General features: G+C 35.8%; 19 protein-coding genes and 1 other RNA gene. 9 read left to right on the plus strand and 11 right to left on the minus strand.

Annotated features, from left to right (window positions below; translation table 11 throughout):
- Positions 1-780: a YqhG family protein gene (locus NP781_RS24360; RefSeq protein WP_257521024.1), complete on the plus strand. Its 780-nt coding sequence runs from the start codon at positions 1-3 to the stop codon at positions 778-780.
- A gap of 39 nt (positions 781-819) precedes the next feature.
- Here the strand turns inward: NP781_RS24360 and NP781_RS24365 are convergent, their stop codons facing one another.
- The gene (locus NP781_RS24365) at positions 820-1,140 is read right to left on the minus strand and encodes an ArsR/SmtB family transcription factor (protein ID WP_257521025.1); all 321 of its coding nucleotides are present in this window, start codon (positions 1,138-1,140) and stop codon (positions 820-822) included.
- Positions 1,140-1,562, minus strand: coding sequence for an SRPBCC family protein (locus tag NP781_RS24370; RefSeq protein ID WP_221679021.1), 423 nt, complete (start codon positions 1,560-1,562; stop codon positions 1,140-1,142). Before NP781_RS24370 ends, NP781_RS24365 begins: the two co-directional genes overlap by 1 nt.
- A 224-nt stretch (positions 1,563-1,786) precedes the next feature.
- Here NP781_RS24370 and NP781_RS24375 point away from each other — a divergent pair, with 224 nt between their 5' ends.
- Complete coding sequence (locus tag NP781_RS24375) at positions 1,787-2,425, plus strand: LysE family translocator (RefSeq protein ID WP_221679023.1); 639 nt, start codon at positions 1,787-1,789, stop codon at positions 2,423-2,425.
- Positions 2,426-2,682: 257 nt separating this feature from the next.
- Here NP781_RS24375 and NP781_RS24380 read toward each other — a convergent pair whose 3' ends face one another.
- A complete protein-coding gene (locus NP781_RS24380) occupies positions 2,683-3,366 on the minus strand; it encodes a hypothetical protein (protein WP_004229831.1) in 684 nt (227 codons plus the stop codon).
- A gap of 241 nt (positions 3,367-3,607) precedes the next feature.
- On the opposite strand from NP781_RS24380, the gene NP781_RS24385 reads away from it, so the two are divergent.
- The 5 genes from NP781_RS24385 to ytxJ all read left to right on the plus strand — a co-directional run bounded on the left by NP781_RS24385 (position 3,608) and on the right by ytxJ (position 6,867).
- Positions 3,608-4,516 carry a LysR family transcriptional regulator gene (locus NP781_RS24385; protein WP_221679024.1) on the plus strand — a complete coding sequence of 303 codons (909 nt, stop codon included), beginning with the start codon at positions 3,608-3,610 and terminating at the stop codon, positions 4,514-4,516.
- An 83-nt stretch (positions 4,517-4,599) separates the two neighbouring features.
- The gene (locus tag NP781_RS24390; protein ID WP_004229828.1) at positions 4,600-5,307 is read left to right on the plus strand and encodes a CoA transferase subunit A; all 708 of its coding nucleotides are present in this window, start codon (positions 4,600-4,602) and stop codon (positions 5,305-5,307) included.
- Positions 5,304-5,945, plus strand: a complete 642-nt coding sequence (locus NP781_RS24395) for a 3-oxoacid CoA-transferase subunit B (protein ID WP_274771321.1) — start codon at positions 5,304-5,306, stop codon at positions 5,943-5,945. The genes NP781_RS24390 and NP781_RS24395 overlap by 4 nt, the downstream gene beginning before the upstream one ends.
- 70 nt (positions 5,946-6,015) lie before the next feature.
- Positions 6,016-6,429: a VOC family protein gene (locus tag NP781_RS24400; protein ID WP_257521026.1), complete on the plus strand. Its 414-nt coding sequence runs from the start codon at positions 6,016-6,018 to the stop codon at positions 6,427-6,429.
- 93 nt (positions 6,430-6,522) lie between these two features.
- Positions 6,523-6,867, plus strand: a complete 345-nt coding sequence (ytxJ, locus tag NP781_RS24405; protein WP_221679027.1) for a bacillithiol system redox-active protein YtxJ — start codon at positions 6,523-6,525, stop codon at positions 6,865-6,867.
- Between the two features lie 22 nt (positions 6,868-6,889).
- On the opposite strand, the gene NP781_RS24410 is transcribed toward ytxJ, so the two are convergent.
- Together NP781_RS24410 and ssrS are read right to left on the minus strand one after the other, a co-directional pair.
- On the minus strand, positions 6,890-7,354 hold the full coding sequence (locus NP781_RS24410) for a hypothetical protein (RefSeq protein WP_232735603.1): 465 nt from the start codon (positions 7,352-7,354) through the stop codon (positions 6,890-6,892).
- A 178-nt stretch (positions 7,355-7,532) separates the two neighbouring features.
- Positions 7,533-7,725: non-coding RNA, 6S RNA (ssrS, locus tag NP781_RS24415), on the minus strand.
- Between the two features lie 247 nt (positions 7,726-7,972).
- Between ssrS and NP781_RS24420 the strand changes: the two genes are divergently transcribed.
- Positions 7,973-8,311: a zinc ribbon domain-containing protein YjdM gene (locus NP781_RS24420; RefSeq protein ID WP_048393229.1), complete on the plus strand. Its 339-nt coding sequence runs from the start codon at positions 7,973-7,975 to the stop codon at positions 8,309-8,311.
- A gap of 51 nt (positions 8,312-8,362) precedes the next feature.
- On the opposite strand, the gene NP781_RS24425 is transcribed toward NP781_RS24420, so the two are convergent.
- Both NP781_RS24425 and NP781_RS24430 read right to left on the minus strand, forming a co-directional pair.
- The gene (locus tag NP781_RS24425; protein WP_257521027.1) at positions 8,363-8,875 is read right to left on the minus strand and encodes a zf-HC2 domain-containing protein; all 513 of its coding nucleotides are present in this window, start codon (positions 8,873-8,875) and stop codon (positions 8,363-8,365) included.
- Between the two features lie 103 nt (positions 8,876-8,978).
- Positions 8,979-9,617: a YfbR-like 5'-deoxynucleotidase gene (locus NP781_RS24430; protein WP_004229813.1), complete on the minus strand. Its 639-nt coding sequence runs from the start codon at positions 9,615-9,617 to the stop codon at positions 8,979-8,981.
- A 172-nt stretch (positions 9,618-9,789) separates the two neighbouring features.
- Between NP781_RS24430 and NP781_RS24435 the strand changes: the two genes are divergently transcribed.
- Positions 9,790-10,230, plus strand: coding sequence for a hypothetical protein (locus NP781_RS24435; RefSeq protein ID WP_004229811.1), 441 nt, complete (start codon positions 9,790-9,792; stop codon positions 10,228-10,230).
- Between the two features lie 388 nt (positions 10,231-10,618).
- Here the strand turns inward: NP781_RS24435 and NP781_RS24440 are convergent, their stop codons facing one another.
- The 4 genes from NP781_RS24440 to NP781_RS24455 all read right to left on the minus strand — a co-directional run bounded on the left by NP781_RS24440 (position 10,619) and on the right by NP781_RS24455 (position 14,987).
- Positions 10,619-12,460 carry an FtsX-like permease family protein gene (locus NP781_RS24440; RefSeq protein WP_257521028.1) on the minus strand — a complete coding sequence of 614 codons (1,842 nt, stop codon included), beginning with the start codon at positions 12,458-12,460 and terminating at the stop codon, positions 10,619-10,621.
- Positions 12,450-13,211 carry an ABC transporter ATP-binding protein gene (locus tag NP781_RS24445; protein ID WP_004229809.1) on the minus strand — a complete coding sequence of 254 codons (762 nt, stop codon included), beginning with the start codon at positions 13,209-13,211 and terminating at the stop codon, positions 12,450-12,452. Before NP781_RS24445 ends, NP781_RS24440 begins: the two co-directional genes overlap by 11 nt.
- A 103-nt stretch (positions 13,212-13,314) precedes the next feature.
- A complete protein-coding gene (locus NP781_RS24450; RefSeq protein WP_257521029.1) occupies positions 13,315-14,301 on the minus strand; it encodes a sensor histidine kinase in 987 nt (328 codons plus the stop codon).
- Positions 14,298-14,987, minus strand: coding sequence for a response regulator transcription factor (locus NP781_RS24455; protein WP_257521030.1), 690 nt, complete (start codon positions 14,985-14,987; stop codon positions 14,298-14,300). Before NP781_RS24455 ends, NP781_RS24450 begins: the two co-directional genes overlap by 4 nt.
- Between the last annotated feature and the right edge of the window lie 127 nt (positions 14,988-15,114).

A 15,114-nucleotide genomic window follows, 5' to 3' on the forward strand; every position in this document is an offset into this window, starting at 1 on the left:
ATGTATCCGCAGCAAGTTCACCACTATTTAAAGGAATTTTTTATGGAGAATGACTGTGAAATCTTAGGAGAAGAGAATCATTATCTAACCGTTCAATTAACGATAGACATAGATAAAAGAATTATGAATAGGCCATTTTATTGGCAATATGTTGAAGCAACAAATAGTGAACCAAACCCAGCGCTAGTAACCTTCATTACAAATCAAACCGAAATGGCTGGTAACCTATTTGGGGAAGCTATTCATTACGGCTCACCACGTTTAAATCAGATATTTTTAGCTACAAGGGAACTAGGAGCCTATGTTCAATTGTATGAAAAAGTGGATCGTGATATGGGGCAGGTTATTTTAACGCCCTGGTTAGGTGTTAACTTTAAAGTTTCGTATTGCTGTGATCGTACAAAAGAAATGCTTTACTCATTTGGCATTAATTTATTGACTGGCGTCATCAAGGAGGATTTTCATGAAACGATTTGTTCTTCGGACTTTAACATAGAACCTGAAGAAAATGTATTTCATGTGCAATATATTATTAAGCCTGCCAGAGCACTGGAAAGATTGAAAGCTACAATTGAGTCAATTATTGAGCAGGATGATCATTTCTGGGCAACGGAAGCACAAAAACGATGGCAACGTGATCAACGTGTATTAGATTATTTTTATGAGGATATAGAGGAAAAACCAGAGTGTTATGAAATTGAAAGAAAAGCATTAGAGGAGCAATATGAAGCAAAAATTAAAATAGAAGTCATTAATGGGGGATTATTTTATCTCTTTTAAATGGGGAGCTGTCTGACAAAGGGACAGCTCTTTTTTACTTTAATGATCTTCAACCATGCTTTGAAGCTGAGCCAATTTATTATCCCAAAATAAATGAAAGTATTGGAGCCAATTTTCAATCTCTTTTAAACGCTCACTATGCAGCGTATAGATTTTTTCACGACCTTTTTTTTGAGCAGAGATTAGCTCCGCCTGTTCCAATATTTTTAAATGCTTTACAACAGCCGTTCGACTAATCGTAAAATGCTCAGTAATATTGGAAATAGGTCTGTCGCTTGCTGCAAGGAGCTGTAAAACACTTCTTCTTGTGGGATCAGCGATTGCTTGAAAAACATCATACTTTATGGCTGCTTCAGTCATTAGAATTCAGCAGCCTCTTTTAATTTATGATTAATAATCATTGTCCATCCGTTATCCATATTAGTACGTACGGCTTCAGTAGCAGTGTTTACTTTAGGAATAATATGTGAAGCTTCCTTCCAGCCACCATGTGTTAAAGTAAGTTCAGTAAGCTTGCCTACTTCTTTTAACTCAAAAGTTACGAACCAGCCATCTTGATCCCAAGCAAACCGTAGAAAGTGCGGTGCATCTACACGTTCTACTTTACAGGGTGATGGGCCGAACGGTGATTGAATAGTGAATTCGTACCCTTCGATAGGTTGAAAATCATTTGGCATAAACCAAGAAGCTATTTTGTCAGCTGTTGCGACAGTCTCCCAAACTTTTTCGATAGGGGCATTCAATGTAATTGTTTTGACAATATCCTGTAATTTTTCAGTCATGTTCCAATACTCCTTTTTGATTGATGAATGATACCTCTGTGTAATGGTATTCAACGTTATTAAGTCCACTAGCAGAGGAATCTGTATAAAATATAACCATAAGGTGTTATGAATATATAACACCTTATGGTTATATGTCAACGGAAAAATTTCGTATCTTTCTGTTGGTCTTGGCGTATGTTACAATTACTTTTATAATTTTCTGACAGAAAGGGTGGCGTAATATGGTCAATATATCTGTATTCTTAGTTATGTGCATTTTACTTATTATTTTACCTGGCCCTGATACAGCGATTGCAACAAAAAACACACTGACTGTAAGTAGAAAGGGCGGTTTACAAACAATCATTGGTTCTTGTTGCGGTTTATTAATTCATACTTGTGCGGCTGTTATTGGCCTTTCGGCGATCATTGTGAAATCTGCCTATATATTTGCTGTTTTAAAATATGTTGGTGCGGTTTATTTATGTTATTTAGGAATCAAGACCTTGTGGACACTGCGAGCAATTCGAACACAATCTCCAGTTGTACAAGATGAAGCAAGTATAGAACACAAATATTCTCAACAATCCTGCTTTAAACAAGGGTTTCTCACAAATGTGACAAATCCAAAGGTCGCAGTATTTTTCCTAACATTTCTCCCTCAATTTGTAGATGGAAATAGTGGAACATTTTTTCCCTTTTTAATAATGGGTCTCATTTATACAGCATTAACAATGCTATGGTTTATCTTCTACGTGTACCTTTTAGATCGAATTAGTGCATTTATGAAAAAACCATCAACTAAGGCAGTAATTGAAGGATTAACAGGTGCAATATTAATTGCGTTTGGCATTAAATTAGCATTAGAAAAAGCGCACTAAAAAATACACCACTATAAAGGTGGTGTATTTTTTGTTGGTAGTTATTAAGATAGGGTCGTTTCTCTCTTTGAAAAATTTCTATTTAGGTTGGCTTATATTTGTCAGTAGAAGATTTTTAAGTCTTTCTTGTAAAAATTTTTTCTTTTCTGCACGCTTTTTATAGATAGAAAAAGATTTTATAACAAATAAAGCAACTAGTATGATGACAATCAATGAAATAAATGAAAATAACATCGTAAAATCCTCTATCCGATTAGTTACATAGAAAGTTCGTTAGTAACAAAAATTTTATTCGTAATAACAAAGGTTAATAATATATTTAAAGCAATTAATTTTGGTCTGCCTTGTTGCTGAATAATAATGTGAGAAAACTTTAAATTAGCTATACGGTTAGCCAATGTATACTCCTCGGCTCCTGTTACCTGTCTACCATCGGGGGTACACCCTAAAACAAAATGCCCAGCGTAAGAATTCTTGAGCACATAGGGATGCATGGATTGATAATGAACTTCCATGATCGTATCTGCTTCAATCATATAATGATGAGTTACTAGAAATTTTTTTAACGCGCCTTTTAGGTCAATGGCGATGGCTGTATCAGCTAGAATTGTGCGAAAATAAACAGGCACGATGTTGGCATGTTTAATATAAGGCTTTACCTCAATGCAGATTTCACCAGAATGTTGTACAAATAGCTGAATAATTGCTTGATGAATTCCATCTGTTAAAGTGACCATGGTATTTCCGAAATGAGCACTTTTAAAGAAAATACTGTCATCAGCAATATAGCCAACAGCAATATGACGATTCTCAATATGTAGCGATTTTGCTTTCACTCCTAAAACTTCCTCACAGTTCTTTAATTCATAAACATGTTGCTGAAATGTAAGACCTAAATAATGCCTATTAACTATTCGATTTTCAAGCAATTGCTTCAACATCTGTTACATCTCCAATCTTTGATAAATTATGACAATATTTATAATTGATTGTAGGTCATATAACTCTCAAAAAACTCTCCAAAAGTCGAAAAGATGCGTATAATGGCAGGGGTGAAAATATCTAAATTTTATAGTTCAACACATTGCAAAGGATTAAAAAGAAAGAATGGAGAATTTATTGCTGAAGGGTAGTACTTGTAGTTGCTTTTATAACAAATACAAATAAATGGAGAAGATAGTGATGGAATTAAGAGATTTAAAAGCCTTTATGGCTGTTGTTGAGCATAGGAGTTTTACAAAGGCTGCACATGATTCCTTTGTATCTCAGCCTTCATTAAGCAAAAGTATTAAAAAATTAGAAGAATCATTACAAGTTGAGTTGTTGAACAGATCAACGCGTAATGTAGAACTTACTGATGCAGGTAGTATTGTTTATAATCAAGGACAAAAAATAATGCATGCTGTTCAAGAACTACATATTTTGCTAGACGATTTATTAAATATTAAAACAGGTGCTATCAAGTTAGGGATCCCACCTTTAATTGGAACATTATTTTTCCCTGAAATCGCTAGGGGATTTCATCAGCTATATCCTGAAGTACATTTAGCACTTATCGAACGTGGTGCAAAAATGGTAGAAATGCTAGTTGAAAATGGTGATGTTGATATGGGCATCGTTGTATTACCAGTAGATGAAAGGAAGTTTGCTGTTCAATCCTTTATAGAAGACCAGTTTTATGTCTTTATGAATGAATCTCACCCCTATGCACACCAGAAATCCATAGCTTTACAAGATTTAAAAAATGAAACGTTCATTATCTTTGCAGAGGAGTTCACGCTTCACGACTATATAATTAAATCCTGTGAAAGTGTTGGTTTTACACCTACAATCGGCTATAAAAGTTCACAGTGGGACTTGATTGTAGAGTTAGTATCCTCCAATTTAGGGGTTACATTGTTACCCCATTCCATTGCAGCCAAGCAAACAAATACCAATGTGAAAATAATTCCATTAGATGATTTTGAAATGCCGTGGCGTTTAGGGGTTATTACGAAGAAAAATACATATCAATCTTATGCATTAAAACAGTTACTTGAAATGATAGATAGGAATGGGGAAAATAGATTTATTCCATATAGGAATAAGTAGTATTCTAATTAATTCCTTTACTTGTAAAATAGCAATGATGTAGAATTTTCCTTAATAAACGAGCAATTCAGGGAGGTTTCGAGATGGGGAATGGTAAGGTATGGAGTTCGTTTGAAGAAGCGATTGCGGATATTAAGGATGGAGATACATTAGCTGTAGGTGGCTTCGGGCTATGTGGTATACCCGAAAAATCAATCGCAGCATTAGTGCAACAGGGAACAAAGGATTTAACCGTTGTCAGTAACAACTGTGGTGTAGATGACTGGGGATTGGGTCTACTATTAGCAAACAAGCAAATAAAAAAAATGGTTGCTTCTTATGTAGGAGAAAATAAGATTTTTGAACAACAATTTTTAAGTGGTGAGCTAGAAGTAGAGTTGACACCGCAAGGAACTCTTGCAGAACGTTTGCGTGCAGGTGGAGCGGGAATTCCTGGTTTTTACACAGCTACAGGGGTTGGAACGCCAATTGCTGAAGGAAAAGAAGTGAAGGTTTTTGATGGCAAAGAATATATTTTGGAAGAAGGTATTGTTGCTGACTTTGCTCTGGTCAAAGCATGGAAAGCCGATAAGCTAGGAAATTTAGTTTATAGAAAAACATCACGCAATTTTAATCCATTAGCTGCTATGTCAGGGAAAATTACAATAGCTGAAGTGGAGGAAATTGTAGAAGTAGGCGAGCTAGATCCCGATCACATTCATACACCAGGGGTTTTTGTACAACGTGTATTATTAGGTGAAAATTACGAGAAACGTATTGAGCGTTTAACGGTGAAAAAGGGGGAAGCATGATGGATACAAGACAAAAAATTGTTAATCGTGCAGTAAAAGAAATAGCCAACGGTATGAATGTCAATTTAGGCATAGGTATTCCAACACTTGTTGCCAATGCGATCCCAGCCGATTATGACGTACTCTTACAATCCGAAAACGGACTTCTCGGTATTGGTCCTTATCCAGTAGAAGATGCAGTAGATCCTGATTTAATCAATGCAGGTAAAGAAACAGTTACGGCAGTTCCAGGGGCATCCTTCTTTGACAGTGCAGAATCATTTGCAATGATTCGCGGTGGACATATTGACCTTGCCATCTTAGGAGGTATGGAGGTATCTGAAACAGGAGACCTTGCTAACTGGATGATTCCTGGGAAAATGGTGAAGGGCATGGGTGGCGCAATGGATCTCGTCGTTGGTGCCAAGAGAGTGATTGTCGTCATGGAGCATGTAAATAAAAATGGTGAATCTAAAATTAAAAAACAATGTGAACTTCCACTAACGGGTAAAGGTGTCGTACATCGATTAATTACAGATTTGGCTGTATTTGATTTTACGAAAGATGGCATGCAACTGATAGAATTAGCAGATGGTGTTTCTTTAGAGGAAGTAAAAGAGAAAACAGCTGCTTCTTTTAGCGTTGCTCTTATACAATAACTTCAGACCTAGGACTGTTTTCAGCGTTATGGTCTCATTTTACAATAATCTAAAAGGGGATTTCATAACAATGGAACAACAATGGACAAATGAATTAGCAGTCGCACAGGTGCGTGTAGCAAGACCAACCGATCAGCTAAAGGAAGTAGAACGGTTTTACTGTGAAGGTGTTGGATTAAAGAAAATTGGTTCGTTTACAGAACATCATGGCTATAATGGTTTAATGATTGGTCTTCCAAATGCAGGTTATCACTTAGAATTTACAGAGCATATTGACGGTAGCCCTTGTCCAGCACCAAGTAAGGACAATCTACTCGTACTTTATATCCCAAATAGAGATACGATTCGTCATATTGCCGAACGTCTTGCGGTCATGGGATATCCCGAAGTTGAGCCTGAAAATCCATATTGGGCTGAAAAAGGGGTAACCATTGAAGACCCGGATGGCTGGCGTCTAGTATTCATGAATACGGAAGGCATTTAAACAAAATTTTAAGCACGAGCACGTATGTAGTCTCGTGTTTTTTGTAACCTAAAATACCCCTTGTAGTATATAATCTGTTTAGGGGGTTACTAAATGCAACGAATAATGACATTAAACAAATGGTGTGAGGTTTTGGAGCAATCGAAGTTCAAACCTTGCCTTGTGTTAAAAATTAGCATGACATGTATAAGTAGTATTTCAGCTTTAAAGGAATATAAAGTATTACAAACGAAATTGCCTAAATATCTTGTCATTGTGCAGATGGATCGGGTAATTTCAAATGCTATTGCCTGTGATCTTCAAGTGAAGCACGAATCACCTCAACTAATAATCCTGCAGGGTGGGAAAGGAATTTGGCAAGCAACTCACTACAAAATAAAGCACTCTCTTTTAGAAAACGCTATAGAACAATATGTAAAAAAAGATACTCCACAATAGGCTGTGGGGTATCTTTATGTGATTAATCTTCCAAAGCCTCATCTTCATGATAATTTGTAGCGCTAGACTCGATATCGACCTGTAGATAATTGGCCCAGTCTATTTTGTGAAAATCCTCTTCACTAAAATAAATATTCAAAACCTCAGTCATTGTTTTGTCCCCATCAGGTTCAGTGAGAGGAGCATACCAAGTAATAGCCGGTGTCTTCACATTTTTTAATTTGGACAAATCAGCGAAAATTTTAGTAGAATCCTTTAGCATCTGGCTTTTCGATCCTTCTGTTACATCTGTATCTTGAATGGAAATTGTGACAACACCGTCTTTCGATTCATCCACAGAGAATTCGTTTTTCACAATCGCGCCTACAATATCTTCAACATTCGTATTTTGATCGACTGCCACTTCCTTTGGTTCAGCACTCTTTCCACAAGCTACTAACAGTAGTGAAGTAAAAACCAATAGATAAATTATTTTCTTCAATGTCATAACCTCCCTTGTTACTCCATCTATGTGCAAAATGGGAGGGAATTATACAAAATACAAGAAGGTTATCCTTACTTTTTATGAATGGTTAGGAAGTGATTGAATAAGGAGAAGCGGAGAATAGCCTGAATATAAAAAAGCACCTTAACCAAAATAGCTAAGGTGCTGTATCAATCATGTATAAAAAGCCGCGTATGCCGTAGTTATTATAGAAAGTTTTAAACCACCACTCCTCAAAGTGGGTGTTCGCAGAAGTTTTCCTGCTTATCCTCATGCACCGTAGTGTGAGGCCCGTCATTCCAACTCCAATAATAAAACTCCCTTTTACAGCTTAAAGGTTAAAACTTAATATTATACGAACAATGCAGCCTTTATGGATATAATAAAGCATGATCGATAAACATGCAAGTAAGATGATAATGGAAAATTAGTCAATGGGCAAGTGTTCCAAATCGCGGTATAAACATCTTGCACTACCTTCAAAAGGGTGCTGATGTTTCATATTTTTTTCACAAATGCGAACGTAAAATACGAACAACCTTTGCTAAATAAGGTCGACTATGTAAAGATAGGAGCATAAAGAGGATTTTCCTAGTAAAAATGTAAAAGGAGGAAGCAAAAATGGCAGCTTATCCGAATTGTCCAAAATGTCATTCTGAATATACATATGAGGATGGAGCAAACTATGTATGTCCAGAATGTGCGCATGAATGGAGTATGGACGCAACTGAACAAGAATCAGATGCACTTATTGTAAAAGATGCAAATGGTAATCTGTTAGCTGACGGCGATTCAGTTACTGTTATTAAGGATTTAAAGGTGAAGGGTAGTTCTTCCACTTTAAAAATTGGGACAAAGGTAAAAAGTATCCGTTTAGTGGAAGGCGATCATAACATTGACTGTAAAATTGATGGCTTTGGTGCCATGAAATTAAAATCAGAATTTGTGAAAAAGGCCTAACAAACAAAAAGCACCTCAACTTTGGTAAGAAAGTTCGAGGTGCTTTTTTGTTTATTGAAAAACCCTACGTAATAGAATGGCAAAAGCTGCGCCAATTAAGGCGAAAATGGTATGTAAAAGTGCAATGTAGCCAGCTCCAATCACTAGCGTTCCTATTTCTGTTAAAGAAAAGGTTGTAATATAGAGCTCATTATTAAGATTATTAATGATAGCCCAAACGAATACAGGCACAGAGCTTATGATAAAAACAATCCAGATGTTTTTATAGAAAAGGTAAGAAAGACAGCCGAAAAGAGCATATGAGAGGACAAAGCCCTTTTGATTGCCGAGTAAGGACGAATTAATGGCAAACATAAAGGATAATACAATAAATATGATATGAAAAAAGGATACTGTTCTTTTCATGGGCAAGTATGCGTTCTGAGTTGATGAATTGACTACTAGCTGCTGACATTGCTGACAAGTTGTTAGATGCCGTTCGACAAATTCTATTGTTGATGCTTGAAGCAGTTGTTTTTTATAAAGAGGTATTAAATCTTCTATAATTGAGCATTCCTGTGACAATACTTTCCCTCCATTCAATCTCTCCTCATTATACGACTTTTTGCGGAAAATAAAAAAAGCCTTCCGTGAATTTTTCAATCGGAAAACTTGTACATGCACCCTATTAGTTTGATGTTAATACTTCATTTGTTAATGCTTGAATATCGATATGTGTTTTTTCCTTTACTGCGTCCTTTAAAATTTCTGTGCGGAAATAATGAACTGTCGCTTCAAGTGGAATGGCCAAAAGTTTTGAAAGGGCTGATTGGTACATATAGACAAATTCTTTGTCAGTATTACCACGCTTTAATTCTGCGAAAGCCTCGTAAAACTGGTCGAGTTTATCCGCAAATTCAAGTAGCCGACCCTCTAAAGTATGATCCTTTCCTTCTTTCATCCGTTCAAAGAAAACAGCCTGAAATTCTTGTGGGATTTCATTGATAATAAATTTTTCCATCATTTTTTCTTCCACGTGTGCGAGCATTTGCTTTAACTCTGGGCTAGCATGTTTTACTGGTGTCTTAATGTCACCAATAAACACTTCCGCAAAGTCATGATTGATTGTCTTTTCATATAAAGATTTCCAATCAACTGTTGCACCGTGCATTTCTTCTAACGTTGCGAAAAACATCGCATATTGTGACACTTTCCAAGAATGGGCTGCCACATTGTGCTCTTCAAATTTGAAGCGACCAGGGCAACGAATGATACGCTCTAAATCATTAAGACTTGTAAAAAATTGGTGAATTCCTATAAAAATCACTCCTTTTTGTTCTATAAGTGCATGTTACTATAAACAATACCCTCTTTATACGGTTTTCAAACAATTTAACAATGATTCAGGCTGTGTTTACAAAGGATTCACAATTGCTGATAAAGTAAATTCAGCTTGAATGCTATAATGAAAGGGACTGATGAAAAGGGGAGTACACAGCATGTTTTCCATTTATACACTTCTTCTTTATATACATATTTTAAGTGCTATTCTTTCGATTGGGCCTTTGTTCGTTGTGCTCACCATTGTAAAAAAAATGCGTACAGCTTCCATGGATGACATGCCACCATATATAGAAGCCTTTAAGGGGGCCATTACGCTCGTCAAACATTCGGGGCATGTACTAGTAGCCTCGGGTATTTTGTTAATGTGGCATGCGGGCTATTATTGGAATACCTCGTGGATTGTATTAACCTTCCTCGTGATGTTTGCATCCATCGTATTTCTAGCAAGAGCGTTTAAACCGACGTTGCGTACTTTTAACACACCAGCATTTAATCATCTACAATTTGTTTCACTGTTGCATCGTAAAACATGGATGTATATAGTATTATTGCTTATTATGCTATGGCTGATGGTAGCAAAGCCCGTTCTTTGGTAAAAAAGATAATGTCATCTGCAGAAAAAGCCCTTTTCACAAGGCGAGAGGCTGATTTCCGTTCAGCCAGCGTCCTTTCCAGGGGGCGTCCGATGAGCCGCTAGATCCCTTAGGAGTGACGCTGGCTCCTCTTCAATCAACCATGCTGAGAAGTGTCTTTTCCTTATCAGCAGTAGCAATCAAATAACCCATTTTTTGAATTAGGGCTTTTATTTTCAATGGGGAGAAGTGATGAGTGACGATACTCCTCACTAAAATGAGTAGTTAACACCTTCACTTTATTTGAAAAACCTTGCTAAAAGGAAACATTTTCACCTTTCATAAAGATTCTATTAATTGGTTTGTTTTTCAACACTATGAAAAAATCGCACCCTTAAGGAGTGCGATTTTTTTAGCTTACTAAGCGTTTAAAATAACTTTTTCGAATGAATACATAGCTAATGAGGAAAAGTACAAAGAAACAACAAGAGCTAGCTATGGAAACTTGTAAAAATGCTGTAGAAACCATTGTTCGCATAGCCAAAAGGGTAATTAGCAAGAGTGTAATAGCTATAGTGAATGGTACAAAAATAAGAATCGCCAATTCTTTAGTGATAATGGTAGCTAATTCATTTCTAGAAAGTCCTAACTTACGGATACCAATATACTTTTCCTTCTCTTGTTGTAATGTTGTTTGTAAATAGAAGTACAATATACTCATGGCTGCACTTAAGAAAATTAGACTTAACATGGAGCCGATAAAGAACATGACGCTTTTGACAAACATCTCTGTGTTATATAAATCAATTTTGGATGTTACATAACGTTCTCCAGGTAAAGAGGGTAAGTCACTGGTAATAGTTCTTGCCAAATCTGTATGGGCTGTCCAATCTTCCAGTTCATAGATATACGTTTTATAAACAGGGTAGTCAATGGTTTTGTAAATGTCTTCAGGTACAATGAAATAACTTTGTTGGAAGCCGGTAGATAGCAGATTTTGCTCATGGGTGCTGGCTAGTTTGAAAGACTTTATAAACAGGTCGCTGGCAGTGTTTATTATTGGTGCTTCACCACGATTGCCAGCAGCGGCAATAAACTCATCTTTACTTAGTTTGATTTCCTGATGCTGTATCAGATTAAAATTTGATAAAGGCATATAGCCAATACGTTGATCTTCGTTTGATTTAAATTCAATAAAATACTTGTGAGCTTCAACCGTTGATAAAGTATTTTCAAGATAATCAAGATCAGCCTTTACCATGTTGTCATCAGCTTTTGGATCAGCAATATATTGAAAGCTATATGGATAATTTTCTTCACTAGTCTTTTTTACATTGTAATAAGAGCTAAATAAAATACTTGTACATAGAAAGACACCGCTTAATAGGATAGTAATGAGAAACAGCATATTTGCATGTGACTTCATTTTTGCATTTAAATTGGACGCCAAAAGCATATTTGTTTTTTGAAGATAGGCAGGAGACTTTTCATATATTTTCAATAACAAACGAAATCCTTGTGTAATAACTAAATAAATCGTACTAAGAATGCTAATAAAAAATAACAGATAATAAAGGACACTTAACGTGTCTACAATGGAATGCTCGATTTTTAGCAAGCAAGCTAAAGTGGCAGACATCAAAATACTTAGTATTAATAACCCATAATGAGGCTTAATAGATTTCTCGATAACTGTATCACTTTTTAAGAGTTGGATAGACGCTTCTTTATTAATGAACCTCGTAACAACTGTCGATATCACAACAAATAAAATCAGAAATAATCCTATGGTTATACTAATTGCTTGAAGAGGCATGTACATACCAAATGTTTCTGCCTTTAAAATAACTTTTGCACCCATTAAGAAAAGAGGTGTAATGACAAGGCCGAGAACGATAGCTGCCAGAATAGCTAAAATGCCAATTAACAGATTTTCACGGAAGACCAGCTTACGAATCTGCTTCATGGAAGCCCCAGTAATCATAAATATTCCTAAGGTCTTGGTCTTCTTACGTAAAAATGCTGTGATTGAATAGGTAATGTAGATAAAAGAGAATAAATAAACGAGCATACTAGCTAGCATTAAAGAAATTCCAAGTGTAGAGTCTGGATCTAGGCTTTTCAGATTTGGATGAAAGACGATAACAGAAAATAGAAAGAAAATAATAATAGAAAACATACTACTCAAGAAGTAAGAAACATACGTCCATTTGTCACGTAAAATATTTTGAAGCACAATATGATTAAAGCTCATGCTGTCCACCACCCAGAAAAGCAAGCGTGTCCATAATTTCCTGATAAAATTGCTTACGGTTGTTGCCTCGATGTATTTCGTTATATAATTTCCCATCTTTAATAAAAATAATGCGATTGGCAAAGCTTGCTACATAAGGATCATGTGTCACCATGAGAATAGCCGTATCAAGCTCTTGATTAATTGAGGAAAATAAGTTCATGACATCATTGACAGCCTTTGAATCCAAGTTTCCTGTAGGCTCGTCTGCTAACAATAAACTTGGTCCATGTATAACAGCACGAGCGATGGCTACTCGTTGTTTTTGTCCACCTGAAATTTCATAAATACGTTTAGGCAATAGTTCCTCGATACCGAGAAATTGAGCGACATCCTTTAAACGTTGAAGCATTTTTGAAGCAGGTAGGCTATCTAATGTTAATGGCAATAAAATATTTTCTTTCACTGTTAATGTATGCACAAGATTAAAATCCTGAAATACAAAACCTAGTTCAGTGCGTCTAAATTTGGCGAGGTCCTCATCATTTAATGCGTAAGGATTATGATTGTTTATGAAGATATCGCCAGCGGTAGGACGATCAATAGTGGATACACTATTTAAAAATGTTGTTTTCCCACTACCTGAAGGTCCCATGACAGCTACAAATTCCTGTTGCTGTAGCTGAAAATCGATACCGTTTAACGCTTTATAGGTGATCTCACCGATATATTCCTTGTGCAAATTGGTTACTTGTAGTATGGCGTTACCCAAATTAAAACAACTCCTTTATGGTCATTAGATACCTTTAGTATAGAAAAGGAGCGGCACATAACCTATTTCTCTTGATGACGTGAAGATGACAAAGTTGTCATCTTCATTTTTTAAGACTGTTTGAAAAATTAATGGAAAAAATAGTGACATGCTCAGAAGATTGTAAAGTGAAGGGGTGCTCTAGTGTAGTTAATATTTTTTTCACTAGATATAAGCCTATACCTGTTGCTTCGCCACTTGATCGCCCCTTCATACCTGTATAAAATAAATCAAAGATTCGTGCTATTTCGCTAGAAGGAATGGTCTCACCACGATTGGTTATGTGTAAAGCCTCATTTTCATAGTCGATATGAATGGTGCTTGCCATTTCACTATATTTAATGGCGTTATTTAATACTTGATAAAGTACAATTTTTAACCACTTTCGATCTGAATAAATGATTTGGTCTTCAGCAAACGTCAGCTTTGGAAAAACTTCTCTTATGATAAAAAAATCCTTCAAATCATTGATCACTTCTTGCACGAGCCCTTTTAAAACAATAGGTTCAATTTTTAAATCAGCTACTAAATGAGATGTGCGCTCATACGTTAATAACTGATTGAGGGTAAATGTCAATTTATTGCACTCTTTATTGATGGTATGCCATTGCTGCAATTCATCAGTGGTCTTGTTGGGTGTAGCTTGAACGATTAATTGAATAACAGATAAAGGTGTCTTCATTTGATGTGCAAAATGTGATAGAACAAGTTGCTTCTCATGTGCTTGTTCTTCCAATCTTTGCTGTTGGGTTAAAAATAAATACTGTATTTGCCTTAGTTTTTCACTATAGTATTGCTCAATAGCTGCACGTGGTTCAAATAAATGAAGATCATCCTGTGTGTTGATATTTTTTTGTAAATGATGATAAAACTTTCTTCTTCGATAATAACGACCGAGTAGCCACAGAATAAATAGAAAGCTGACAAGAAAAATAAAGTAGGCATAGTGTGCGGATAGGTCATCTAATACATGAATTATCCAAGGTAATAGGAGGAAGCTTATGCTATAGAGAATAATGAAACTAAGATGATCTCGAAAGAATAGTTTCATTTACTTTCCTCCACCAATTGATATCCAAGACCACGAATTGTTTTAATCTCAAGATGAGAGTGTACGGCTTCCAATTTTCTACGTAATCGACCAATATTCACAGACAAAGTATTTTCCTCAACAAAGGTTTCATCATCCCAAATAGCACTTAAAAGCTTTTGACGCGGCACTACATTAGGGTAAGCTTCGAATAATAACTTACTAAGCTGCATTTCTTTTAGCGTTAACAGGCTATCTTTGCCTTTTGTTTGTAGACGAACTGTATCTGGATTTAATGTAGTATTGGCTATAGTTATGGTTGTTGTCTCGGTTAAAGCATATTCACCATAGGTACGTCGAAGTAGTCCATTTACTTTTGCCATGAGGACATCCAATGAAAAGGGCTTTGTAATAAAGTCATCGGCACCATTTTCAATTCCATATACTTGATCAATATCATTTACTCTGGCAGAGACAATGACGATTGGACAGGTTGAGAGTTGACGGATTTTCCGTGACCAAAAATAGCCATCGTAAGTCGGGAGATTGATATCCATAATGACTAGGTGTGGTTGTATCGTATTAAATTCTTCAATAATGTGTGGAAATTGTTGTACAGTAAAGCATTCAAACTGATATTTAGCTAAATGCTCGACAATCAGTGAAGCTATATTTGCATCATCTTCTATTATGTATATTTTGTACATACCTATCGATCCTTCCTTTATTCTATATGTATAATGTACCCTCAATTCAAAAAATCTATAGAAAAATTGTTATTATAAACTTGAGAAAAGAGTCACTACAGATTCAAATTGGCACTGTAATGACTCC

This window comes from Lysinibacillus sp. FN11 (genome assembly GCF_024628845.1).
GTDB lineage: Bacteria > Bacillota > Bacilli > Bacillales_A > Planococcaceae > Lysinibacillus > Lysinibacillus capsici.

Coding starts and splice junctions, on each gene's coding strand:
- NP781_RS24375 (WP_221679023.1), top strand. CDS start 1,787: ATGGTCAATATATCTGTATTCTTAGTTATGTGCATTTTACTTATTATT.
- NP781_RS24360 (WP_257521024.1), top strand. CDS start 1: ATGTATCCGCAGCAAGTTCACCACTATTTAAAGGAATTTTTTATGGAG.
- NP781_RS24365 (WP_257521025.1), bottom strand. CDS start 1,140: ATGACTGAAGCAGCCATAAAGTATGATGTTTTTCAAGCAATCGCTGAT.
- NP781_RS24410 (WP_232735603.1), bottom strand. CDS start 7,354: ATGACATTGAAGAAAATAATTTATCTATTGGTTTTTACTTCACTACTG.
- NP781_RS24440 (WP_257521028.1), bottom strand. CDS start 12,460: ATGAGCTTTAATCATATTGTGCTTCAAAATATTTTACGTGACAAATGG.
- NP781_RS24390 (WP_004229828.1), top strand. CDS start 4,600: ATGGGGAATGGTAAGGTATGGAGTTCGTTTGAAGAAGCGATTGCGGAT.
- NP781_RS24455 (WP_257521030.1), bottom strand. CDS start 14,987: ATGTACAAAATATACATAATAGAAGATGATGCAAATATAGCTTCACTG.
- NP781_RS24435 (WP_004229811.1), top strand. CDS start 9,790: ATGTTTTCCATTTATACACTTCTTCTTTATATACATATTTTAAGTGCT.
- NP781_RS24380 (WP_004229831.1), bottom strand. CDS start 3,366: ATGTTGAAGCAATTGCTTGAAAATCGAATAGTTAATAGGCATTATTTA.
- NP781_RS24450 (WP_257521029.1), bottom strand. CDS start 14,301: ATGAAACTATTCTTTCGAGATCATCTTAGTTTCATTATTCTCTATAGC.
- NP781_RS24370 (WP_221679021.1), bottom strand. CDS start 1,562: ATGACTGAAAAATTACAGGATATTGTCAAAACAATTACATTGAATGCC.
- ytxJ (WP_221679027.1), top strand. CDS start 6,523: ATGCAACGAATAATGACATTAAACAAATGGTGTGAGGTTTTGGAGCAA.
- NP781_RS24385 (WP_221679024.1), top strand. CDS start 3,608: ATGGAATTAAGAGATTTAAAAGCCTTTATGGCTGTTGTTGAGCATAGG.
- NP781_RS24395 (WP_274771321.1), top strand. CDS start 5,304: ATGATGGATACAAGACAAAAAATTGTTAATCGTGCAGTAAAAGAAATA.
- NP781_RS24400 (WP_257521026.1), top strand. CDS start 6,016: ATGGAACAACAATGGACAAATGAATTAGCAGTCGCACAGGTGCGTGTA.
- NP781_RS24420 (WP_048393229.1), top strand. CDS start 7,973: ATGGCAGCTTATCCGAATTGTCCAAAATGTCATTCTGAATATACATAT.